General features: G+C 74.0%; 13 protein-coding genes. 6 read left to right on the top strand and 7 right to left on the bottom strand.

Features of this window, described 5'->3' with window-relative positions:
* The first annotated feature begins 3 nt into the window (after window positions 1–3).
* From ACWDBE_RS23585 to ACWDBE_RS23570, 4 genes are read left to right on the top strand one after another with little or no spacing between them, the layout of a single operon-like run.
* Entirely contained in the window at window positions 4–219 is a 216-nt protein-coding gene (locus ACWDBE_RS23585; protein ID WP_392878922.1) for an MbtH family protein, read from the top strand.
* A gap of 5 nt (window positions 220–224) precedes the next feature.
* The gene (locus ACWDBE_RS23580; protein ID WP_449808974.1) at window positions 225–1,526 is read left to right on the top strand and encodes a cytochrome P450; all 1,302 of its coding nucleotides are present in this window, start codon (window positions 225–227) and stop codon (window positions 1,524–1,526) included.
* Window positions 1,527–1,529: 3 nt separating this feature from the next.
* Window positions 1,530–2,300 (top strand): SRPBCC domain-containing protein, encoded by a 771-nt coding sequence (locus ACWDBE_RS23575; protein WP_449808973.1) that lies wholly within the window; start codon window positions 1,530–1,532, stop codon window positions 2,298–2,300.
* Window positions 2,301–2,308: 8 nt separating this feature from the next.
* Window positions 2,309–2,509 carry a hypothetical protein gene (locus tag ACWDBE_RS23570; RefSeq protein WP_449808972.1) on the top strand — a complete coding sequence of 67 codons (201 nt, stop codon included), beginning with the start codon at window positions 2,309–2,311 and terminating at the stop codon, window positions 2,507–2,509.
* A 75-nt stretch (window positions 2,510–2,584) separates the two neighbouring features.
* Here ACWDBE_RS23570 and ACWDBE_RS23565 read toward each other — a convergent pair whose 3' ends face one another.
* A complete protein-coding gene (locus ACWDBE_RS23565; RefSeq protein ID WP_449808971.1) occupies window positions 2,585–3,265 on the bottom strand; it encodes a hypothetical protein in 681 nt (226 codons plus the stop codon).
* 12 nt (window positions 3,266–3,277) lie between these two features.
* On the opposite strand from ACWDBE_RS23565, the gene ACWDBE_RS23560 reads away from it, so the two are divergent.
* A complete protein-coding gene (locus tag ACWDBE_RS23560) occupies window positions 3,278–3,412 on the top strand; it encodes a hypothetical protein (RefSeq protein ID WP_449790513.1) in 135 nt (44 codons plus the stop codon).
* Between the two features lie 96 nt (window positions 3,413–3,508).
* Entirely contained in the window at window positions 3,509–3,652 is a 144-nt protein-coding gene (locus ACWDBE_RS23555) for a hypothetical protein (protein ID WP_449808970.1), read from the top strand.
* A 105-nt stretch (window positions 3,653–3,757) separates the two neighbouring features.
* Here ACWDBE_RS23555 and ACWDBE_RS23550 read toward each other — a convergent pair whose 3' ends face one another.
* The 6 genes from ACWDBE_RS23550 to ppsA all read right to left on the bottom strand — a co-directional run bounded on the left by ACWDBE_RS23550 (window position 3,758) and on the right by ppsA (window position 9,158).
* Window positions 3,758–4,024, bottom strand: a complete 267-nt coding sequence (locus tag ACWDBE_RS23550) for a dsRBD fold-containing protein (RefSeq protein WP_449790512.1) — start codon at window positions 4,022–4,024, stop codon at window positions 3,758–3,760.
* Window positions 4,025–4,079: 55 nt separating this feature from the next.
* On the bottom strand, window positions 4,080–4,508 hold the full coding sequence (locus ACWDBE_RS23545) for an Hsp20/alpha crystallin family protein (protein ID WP_449790511.1): 429 nt from the start codon (window positions 4,506–4,508) through the stop codon (window positions 4,080–4,082).
* Window positions 4,498–4,968, bottom strand: coding sequence for a CBS domain-containing protein (locus tag ACWDBE_RS23540; RefSeq protein WP_449808969.1), 471 nt, complete (start codon window positions 4,966–4,968; stop codon window positions 4,498–4,500). The genes ACWDBE_RS23545 and ACWDBE_RS23540 overlap by 11 nt, the downstream gene beginning before the upstream one ends.
* Window positions 4,965–5,192, bottom strand: a complete 228-nt coding sequence (locus ACWDBE_RS23535; RefSeq protein WP_449790509.1) for a hypothetical protein — start codon at window positions 5,190–5,192, stop codon at window positions 4,965–4,967. The genes ACWDBE_RS23540 and ACWDBE_RS23535 overlap by 4 nt, the downstream gene beginning before the upstream one ends.
* A 518-nt stretch (window positions 5,193–5,710) precedes the next feature.
* Entirely contained in the window at window positions 5,711–6,751 is a 1,041-nt protein-coding gene (locus ACWDBE_RS23530) for a zinc-dependent alcohol dehydrogenase family protein (RefSeq protein WP_449808968.1), read from the bottom strand.
* 43 nt (window positions 6,752–6,794) lie between these two features.
* Entirely contained in the window at window positions 6,795–9,158 is a 2,364-nt protein-coding gene (gene ppsA, locus ACWDBE_RS23525) for a phosphoenolpyruvate synthase (protein WP_449808967.1), read from the bottom strand.
* Window positions 9,159–9,171: the final 13 nt, after the last annotated feature.

Raw genomic sequence — 9,171 nt, 5'->3', positions numbered from 1 at the left:
CCCATGACCAACCCCTTCGACGACCAGGACGGCACCTTCCTCGTGCTCGTCAACGACGAGAACCAGCACTCGCTGTGGCCGCAGTTCGCGGACGTCCCGGCCGGCTGGACCGTCGCCCACGGCCCCGACACCCACGCCGCCTGCCTGGAGTACGTCGAGAAGTCCTGGACCGACATGCGGCCCAGGAGCCTGGCCGAGGCCATGGACGCCCGGCGGTAGCCGACGTGACCACCACCGACACCAGGGGCGGGGCCCGCGCCACCGCGGGCCCCGCACGGCCCGGCGGCCCCGCCGAGCCTGGAGATCCCGCCGAGCCCGGAGATCCCGCCGGGCCCCGCGACCTCGCCGCGGACCTGCTCACCCCCGAGGCCCGCCGCGACCCGTACCCGTTCTACGCCCGGATGCGGAGTGAGAGCCCGGTCCACCGCAGCGCCCAGGGCATCTGGTACCTCACCCGGTACGCCGACGTCGAGGCGGCGCTGACCGACCCGAGGCTGTCCAACGACCGGGACCGGATGACCCGCGCCTACGTCGCGCTCGGCGGCGACCTCAAGGCCTTCAGCCGGCTCACCGACCGGCTCGGCCGGGTGATGTCCAACACCGACCCGCCGGACCACGCCCGGCTGCGCAAGCTCGCCAACCGGGCCTTCACCGCCCGGCGCGTCGAGGCCCTGCGCGACGGCATCCAGCGGATCGTCGACCAGCTGATCGACCGGGCCGTCCAGGCCGGGCCGGCCATGGACCTGATCGAGGCCGTCGCCGCCCCGCTGCCGACGTCCGTCGTCTGCCGGCTCTTCGGCATCCCGGACGACGACCTCCCGCAGGTCAAGACCTGGTTCAGCCGCTTCGGTCGGCTGAGCGAGGACCTCGACAAGTCCGAGGAGGCGATCGGCCAGTACGAGGAGTACCTCGCCCGCCTCGTCCGGCAACGCCGGGCCGATCCGGGCGACGACCTGATCAGCGCCCTGGTCGCCACCCAGGAGCAGGACGACCGGCTCACCGACTCCGAACTGCTGTCCACCTGCTTCGTCCTGATCACCGCCGGCGACGAGACCACCACCCAGCTGATCGGCAACGGCATGCTGGCCCTGCTGCGCCACCCCGACCAGCTGGCCCGGCTGCGCGCGGACCCGGGGCTGATCCGCGGCGCCGTCGAGGAACTGGCCCGCTACGACACGGTGACCCAGGCGATCGTCCGGGTCGTCGCGGAGGACCTGGAGATCGGCGGGCGGACGCTGCGCGAAGGCGAGCTGGTCTACCTGTTCCTCGGCGCGACCAACCGGGACCCCGAGCGCTTCGAGGACCCCGACCGGCTCGACCTGACACGACCCGACAATCGCCACCTCAGCTTCGGCAACGGCCCGCACTTCTGCCTCGGCGGCCCGCTGGCCAAGCTCCAGGCGGAGGTGGCGGTCGGCACCCTGGTGCGCCGGCTGCCCGAGCTGCGGCTGGCCGACGGGGCGGCGCTGGAGTGGCGGCCCAACCCGCTGCAGCGGCGGCTGAGCGCCCTCCCGGTCAGCTACTGACCCATGACGACGACGAAGGAGAACCCGACCATGGCCCGAGAGTTCGAGGTCCGCAAGGAACAGGACCTGCCCGCGACCCCCGAACAGGTCTGGGCCGCGGTCGCCACCGGCGTCGGCAACCTCGGCTGGCTGTACCCGATGGAGATCGAGCCGCGCGTCGGCGGAAAGGTCACCCGGGCCGAGAGCACCGTCGTGGCGTGGGAGCCGCCACACCACTTCGCCGTCCGGGCGACCCTGGGCGACGAGTTCTCCAACACGCTCAGCTACCGGATCGAGCCGGCCGACGGCGGAACGAGCCACCTGCGGATGGGAATCCACTGGGTGCACCAGGGCGTCTGGGACGAGATCTGGGACCGGAAGGCGGACGCGGCCGAGAAGCACGTCCACTTCTACCAGCACAGCCTCGCCGAGTACCTGCGGCACTTCGCCGGCCGCCCCGCCGTCTACGTCAAGGCCGTGCGCCCCGAACCCACCGCCGACCCGGCCGACTGCGCCGCCCTGCGCCGACGTCTCGGCCTCGCCGAGGACGCGGCCGTCGGCGACCGGCTCGCCGTCCACGTCCCCGGCCGGGACGGCGGCCCGGAGGAGGTGGTCGTGGACTGGCTCAGCCCCGACTTCGTCGGGCTGCGCGGCCCGGACACGCTCTACCGCTTCTTCAACGGCAGCACCTGGAACACGCCGATCTGGCTGGCCCACCACGTGTTCGCCGGGAACACCGACGAGCAGCGGGCCACCGAGGCGTGGACCGCCTGGCTCAACGACACCCAAGCCTAGGACCCCCGATGCGGACCTCCACCGAAACCCTGCTCTACGCCGCCGAACTCGTCGAGGAGAACGGCACCTACACCCTCGTCGTCCAGGACGTGCGGAGGGACACCGTCCAGACCGTCCCGGTCCCCAAGTCCATGGTCGACAAGCTCCCGACCTTCCTGTCGGCGCTCGCCGCCAGGCTCAACCCCGCCCCCTCGCGCGGCCGCTGGTAGTTCCGGGACATCCGGGCGCCGGGTCGTCTCCAGCCGGGGACGACCCGGCGCCCGGTCCCGCGTCCTGCGGCGGGATCACCGCCCGGCCGGCGCCTCCGGGTCGGCGGCGCCGGCCGGGGTTCCGCGCGAGGAGAGGAGCTCCGCGACCGGATCGGCACTGCCCGAGGCGCTCAGCTCCTGCACCAGCTCGCAGTTCCGGGAAACCCTGCCGGAGACCCACTCGCGCAGCCACGCGGACAGCCGGGGGAGCGGCAGGTCGGACGGGGCCAGCCCGGCGAGCACGCACCCGGTGGCCGCCGCCCCGCCGACGTTGACGACCACGTCCGGCAGGACGGTGTGGCCGGCCTCGCGCAGCAGCCGGCGGGCCGGTGCGGTGCAGCTCATGTTCCCGCCCTCGACCACCAGACGGGCCCGCACCGCCGGTACCGCCTCCTCGTCGACCGCGGAGGCGGACGCCGCCAGCACCAGCACGTCGGCGTCGACGTGCAGCCACGCCTGCCCGGGCCCGTGGACCGTGACCCGGGCGGGCAGTCGGCTCCGGTCGATCGTGCCGTCGCTGCTGGTGAGTGCGGCGAGTTCGGCGACGGGCAGTCCGCGCTGGTCCTCGACGGTGCCCCGGACGTCGGCCACCACCCGGTGGCCGTGCGCGGCCAGGTGACCGGCCACCGCGCGTCCGACGGTGCCGAAGCCCTGGAGCGCGACGCGCTGCGGGGTCCGCGACCGTTCGGCGTCGGCGCGCACTACTGCATCGGACACACCGTCGCACGGGTGGCCCTGCGGATCCTGTTCGCCGAACTGCTGGGCCGGTTCACCGACTTCGAACTCGCCGGTGCGCCGCGGCGCATGCGCTCGAACGTCATCGCGGGCTTCACGCACCTGCCGATCACCGCGCGGACCCGATAGGAACCGCTCATCGCCGCCTTCACCGCAGCCGGCGTCACCTGCACCGGCAGCACCGCGGTCGAATCCGAGAAGAAGCCCCCACCCGGAAGGACATCAGTGGACGCTCCGACGGCCCCCATCCGCAACAAGTGGTTCATCCGCGAGCCGTCGCCGGTGGCACCGGCGCGGGCGCCGGCGGAACTGCTGGCGCTCCTGGTCGCGGATCTGACGCCCGACCGGCGGGAGAACGGGCGGGTGTGATCACCCGCGCCCGGGCGGACCGGCGAAGGGCGGTGGCGCATCCCGGCCGCGCGGCACAGCTCACCACCCACCGGTTCGGACCCGACACCACCGATCCGGTCGACCTCACGGCTCGTTCGCGGCGGCGTCCGTCCTTCCGGCGTGGAGCAGCTGGCGTGCGAGCTCTGCGAGGGCGCGGCCGGCGGCGTACTCGTCGCCGATCTCGGGGACGGGCGGGTCGTGGGGGCTGCGGTGGGCGGTGGTGCGGGCCTCCAGGGTGTTGTCGCCGGTGTCGAGGACGGCGTGGACCTTGGTGGCGTCGCCCTCCTCGAAGAGGTCGAGGCGCAGGGTCCAGCGCTTGGTGCGCATCGGTGTCGGGGTCTTCGTGGTCATCTTCGGCTCCAGGGTCCGACGGGCCCGGGGTGGTGCCCGGGCCCGGAATCGGGGGTCAACTGCCCCGGGTTATCTCGATCCTGCGGGCGGGTCTGGCGACTTCGCCGACGGGCGCCCGGACGGTCAGGACGCCCTGGTCGTACGACGCGGTGACGTCCTCGTCGCGGACGCCGGCGGGAAGCCGGACGCTGCGGCTGAACGAGCCGTAGCGGAACTCGGAGTGCTGCTTGTCCTTCGTCTCCTCGGTGCGTTCGGCCTGGACCGTCAGCACGCCGTCGTCGATGCTGATCGTGATGTCCTTGTCGGGGTCGACGCCGGGGAGTTCGGCCTTGAGCTGGTAGACGCCGTCGGTCTCGGACTCCTCGATGCGGATCACGTGCTCGCCGTGTGGCATGCGGAACTCGGCGGGGAAGTCCTCGAAGAAGTCGGGCAACGACGGCCACCGGCCGCCGAACGGGAATCGTCTGCGAAGGTCACCGGCCATGACGGCCTCCAAGGGGTTCGAGGGGAGGGTGAGGGCGGACAGCGGCTTCCCGCAGGGCGCTGCGGGAGACCGGGATCAGCACGTCGAGGAGCCGTTGGACGACGTCACGGAGCAGGTCGTCGACGGTGAGCATGCCGATCGGGCGGCCGTCGTCGATCACGGGCAGGCGGCGGACGCCGGCGTTGCGGAAGGTGCGGTAGGCGGTGTCGAGGTCGTGGTCGGCATCCAGGGTGGCGACCCGCACGGTCATGAGCTCGGTGACGGGCCGCTCGGGGCTCCCGTCGTGGGCCAGGCCGCGGACGGCCAGGTCGCGGTCGGTGAGGATGCCGAGCAGTCGGTCGTCCTCCGTGACGAGGACGCAGCCGACCGCCGCCTCCTCCATCCGTCTGGCCGCCTCGACGGCCGTCGCGGTGGCGCCGACGGTCACCGGGGGTGACGTCATCAGGTCGGAGGCCCTCATGACGCGGTGGCCTTCGCGGTGTCGTTCCCGACCGGCCGCCGGGCCTCGGCCGGGGTGAGCGAGAGCCGGACCCGGTCGGTGTCGTACGGTTCGCGGGCGGGGTCGAGGGCGACGCGGCCGGTGTCCGGCAGGACCTCCGGGGCGAAGCGGGACACGGACACGGTCCGCCCGGCGGCGGTGTGCGGCAGCAGCCGGGTGGTGGTGCGGGATTCGTCGGTCAGCACGGCCGGTGCCTCCGCTCGTCAGGGCCCGGAACGGGGAGCGGGCCTTCGTATCCAGCAGACCGCCGCCGCGAGCGGGGCGGCAGGGCCGTTCGGCCCATCACCGGGCCCCATTGGTGGGGCCGTCCGGGTCGGTGCGGTGCGGCCGGGTGCGTCCGGACGGTACCGGTGAACCGGGGCAGGGCCGGGGCGGAGGCGTACCGCACGGCTCGCCGGGTACCGCGACCCCGGTGAACAACTGTTCCTCGACGACCTGCCGCGCTGGCGCTCCCGGGCGCCGGGCGGTTGACGCGCACCGGGGGCGCGGGACCGGGCCGTGATCCGCCCGCCCCGGGAGTCAGCGGGAGAGCGATCCGATCGTGGGCGATCGAGCGCCGTGCTCCACCCGCGGTGCCTCCGGTGTGCGCCGCACGGTGAGGCGCCGGCGTTCGCCCGGTACACCGTGTTCGCCGAGCAGGTCGAACAGTGCGGTGACGAGGCGGTCGCCGCGCTCTTCCGGGGTACCGCCGCGGTGCGTGGCCCTACTTCGGGACGAGCACCGCGACGCCGGTGACCCGGTCCGCGGCGAGGTCCGCGAGGGCGGTGTCGGCCTGCCGCAGGGGGTAGCGGGTCACGTGGACGGCCGGGCGGGTGCGGGCCGCCTCCGTGAGGAAGGCCCGCCCGTCGGCGCGGGTGTTGGCGGTGACGCTGCGCAGGGTGCGTTCCTGGAAGAGGTGCCGCTGGTAGTCGAGTCGCGGGATGTCGGTGAGGTGGATGCCCGCGACGGCGAGTGTGCCGCCGCGGTCCAGGGCGGCGAGGGCGGCGGGTACGAGCTCGCCGGCCGGGGCGAAGAGGATGGCGGCGTCCAGTGGTTCCGGGGGCGGGTCGTAGGAGTCGCCGGCGAAACCGGCGCCGAGGTCCAGGGCGAGCCGCCGGGCGGGTGCGGCGCGGGTGAACACGGCCACCCGGGCGCCCCGGGCGAGGGCGATCTGGGCGGTCAGGTGCGCGGACGCGCCGAAGCCGTAGATGCCGAGCAGTCCGCCGGCGGGCAGTTCGGCGCGTTCCAGGGCGCGGTAGCCGATGATCCCGGCGCACAGCAGCGGGGCGAGCTGCTCGGCGGGCGGGCCCTCGGGCAGCCGGTAGGCGTAGCGGGCGTCGGCGGTCAGGTGCCGGGCGTAGCCGCCGTGCCGGTCCCAGCCGGTGTAGCGGGAGTCGGGGCAGAGGTTCTCGCGGCCGCTGCGGCAGTAGCCGCACCGGCCGCAGGTCCCGGCCAGCCAGGCCACCCCGGCCCGGTCCCCGACGCCGAACCCCTCGGCCCCGGCGCCGACCGCGAGCACGCGGCCGACCACCTCGTGCCCGGGGGTGCACCGGGCCGTCCTGGGGGAGAGGTCCCCCTCCGCGAGGTGCAGGTCGGTGCGGCACACCCCGCAGGCCTCCACCTCCACCAGGATCTCCCGCGGCCCGGGCGCCTCCAGCGGCCGCCGCTCCCACAACAGTGGTCCCGGCCCGGGACCGCCGACCGGCCCCGGGCGGTCCACCACCCAGGCGTCGGTCTCCGTGGGGAGGGGTTCCGTCGTGCTCATCGCCGTCTCCTGCCGCTCGGCCCGTGACGTCGGACGTCCGCGTTCAAGTCTCCTGCTCCGCGGCTGCCACCGCGTGCTTCACGGCGGCGAAGCTGTCCGGGGTGACGGAGATCGAGTCGATCCCGGCCCGCACCAGGAATCGGGTGAAGTCCGGGTCGTTGCTGGGGCGCTGGCCGCAGAGGCCGACGTGGCGGCCGGCCGCGTGGGCGGTGGCGATCAGGGACTCGATGCTGCGGGTGACGGCCGGGTCGCGCTCGTCGAAGAGATGGGCGAGCAGACCGGAGTCGCGGTCGACGCCGAGGGTGAGCTGGGTCAGGTCGTTGCTGCCGATCGAGAAGCCGTCGAAGCGTTCGGCGAACTGCTCGGCGAGCAGGATGTTGGCCGGGATCTCCGCCATCACGTACACCCGCAGGCCGTTCGCCCCCCGCGTCAGCCCGTTGTCGGCCATCACCGCGAGGACGCGGTCGGCCTCCTGCGGGGTCCGGCAGAACGGGATCATCACCACGACGTTGGTCAGCCCGAGCTCGTCCCGGGCCCGGCGCAGCGCCCGGCACTCCAGGGCGAAGCCCTCGCGGTAGCCGAGGTCGTAGTAGCGGCTCGCGCCGCGCCAGCCGATCATCGGATTGGCCTCGACAGGCTCGAATGGCGTGCCGCCGATCAGCCGGGCGTACTCGTTGGTCTTGAAGTCGCTGGTGCGCACGACCACCGGGTCCGGCCAGCGGGAGGCGGCGATCCGGGCCACGCCGCGGGCGAAGAGGTCCACGAAGTAGTCGGTGCGGTCGGGGTAGCCGTACGCCAGCTCGTCGACCCGGCGCCGGTCCTCCGGCGAGAGCCGCTCCGGGTGAACCAGTGCCATCGGGTGGACGCGCACCTGGTGGGCGACCACGAACTCGGTGCGGGCCAGGCCCACGCCGTCCGCCGGCAGCCGCCACCAGCGGAAGGCCGCGCCCGGGTCGGACAGGTTGAGCATCACCTTGGTCCGGGTGGCCTGCAGTGAGCCGAGGTCGGTCTCGGTCGCCTCGTACCCGACGAGGCCCGCGTAGACGTGGCCCTGCGCGCCCTCGGCGCAGGAGACGGTGACCTCCTGTCCGCCGGTGAGCACGGCGGTCGCCGATCCGGTTCCGACCAGGGCCGGTACGCCCAGTTCGCGACTGACGATCGCCGCGTGCGAGGTCCGGCCGCCGTGGTCGGTGACGATCGCGGCGGCCCGCTTCATCAGCGGCTCCCAGTCCGGGTCGGTGATCTCCGTGACCAGGACGGCGCCCTGCGGGAAGCGTTCCAGGCCGACCGGCTCGGACAGCTCGCACACCGGCCCGGCGCCGATCGCCTCGCCGACGGCGATGCCGTCCACCAGCCGCTCGCCCGTACCGGTGAGCCGGAACCGGCGCAGCACCTCGCCTCGGCGGCGGGACTGCACGGTCTCCGGCCGGGCCTGGACCAGGAACAGCCGGCCGGTGATGCCGTCCTTGGCCCATTCCAGGTCCATCGGGCAGCCGTAGTGCTCCTCCACGGCCACCGCCCACTCGGCCAGCGTGCGGACGTCGCCCTCGCCGAGCACCGGGCGGGACCGCTCCCGGGCGTCGGTGTCGACGACCGTCGTCGAGCCGTTCCCGCCGTAGACGGCCTTGCGGCGCTTCGCACCGAGCCGCACCTCGATCACCGGGTCGATGCGGTGGTCCTTGAGCACCGGCTTGAACACCGTGTACTCGTCCGGATCCACCTGGCCGCTGACCACCGTCTCGCCCAGCCCCCAGGCGGCACTGATCACCACCACACCGGGGAAGCCGGTCTCGGTGTCGAGCGTGAACGCCACCCCCGCGCCCGCGAGGTCGGAGCGCACCATCAGCTGCACGCCGACGGAGAGTGCGAGGGAGAGGTGGTCGAAGCCCATCCGCTCCCGGTAGTCGATCGCCCGGTCGGTGAACAGCGAGGCGAAGCAGCGTCGGCAGGCGTCCAGCAGGGCGGCGGGCCCCCGGACGTTGAGGAAGGTCTCCTGCTGCCCGGCGAAGCTCGCCTCCGGCAGGTCCTCGGCGGTGGCGCTGCTGCGCACCGCGACGTCCGGGTCCTCCCGCCCCGCCTCAGCGGCGAGCCGGGCGTACGCGTCCACGATGTCGTGTTCGAGCGCGGGCGGCAGCGGGACGGACAGGACGGCGGCGCGGATGGCGGCGCCGACCTCGGGCAGCGGGGCGCCCCCGTGCAGCCGGTCGACCTGCTCCGCGACCCGCTCGCGCAGACCGTCGGCGCCGAGCAGTTCGCGGTAGGCGTCCGCCGTGGTGGCGAAGCCGTCGGGCACCCGGACGCCGGCCGGGCCCAGGCCGTTGATCAGTTCGCCGAGCGAGGCGTTCTTTCCGCCGACCAGGCCGACGTCCTCCCGGCCGAGGTCGCGGAAGCGGATGACACGGCGCATGGCTGCCTCCAGG

The sequence above is a fragment of the Kitasatospora sp. NPDC001132 genome, from assembly GCF_053598415.1.
Note: the sequence above shows the minus strand (reverse complement) of the source record. Positions and strands in the feature narration are given on the sequence as shown.

Coding starts and splice junctions, on each gene's coding strand:
- ACWDBE_RS23545 (WP_449790511.1), bottom strand. CDS start 4,508: ATGGCCGGTGACCTTCGCAGACGATTCCCGTTCGGCGGCCGGTGGCCG.
- ACWDBE_RS23585 (WP_392878922.1), top strand. CDS start 4: ATGACCAACCCCTTCGACGACCAGGACGGCACCTTCCTCGTGCTCGTC.
- ACWDBE_RS23530 (WP_449808968.1), bottom strand. CDS start 6,751: ATGAGCACGACGGAACCCCTCCCCACGGAGACCGACGCCTGGGTGGTG.
- ACWDBE_RS23570 (WP_449808972.1), top strand. CDS start 2,309: ATGCGGACCTCCACCGAAACCCTGCTCTACGCCGCCGAACTCGTCGAG.
- ppsA (WP_449808967.1), bottom strand. CDS start 9,158: ATGCGCCGTGTCATCCGCTTCCGCGACCTCGGCCGGGAGGACGTCGGC.
- ACWDBE_RS23540 (WP_449808969.1), bottom strand. CDS start 4,968: ATGAGGGCCTCCGACCTGATGACGTCACCCCCGGTGACCGTCGGCGCC.
- ACWDBE_RS23550 (WP_449790512.1), bottom strand. CDS start 4,024: ATGACCACGAAGACCCCGACACCGATGCGCACCAAGCGCTGGACCCTG.
- ACWDBE_RS23575 (WP_449808973.1), top strand. CDS start 1,530: ATGACGACGACGAAGGAGAACCCGACCATGGCCCGAGAGTTCGAGGTC.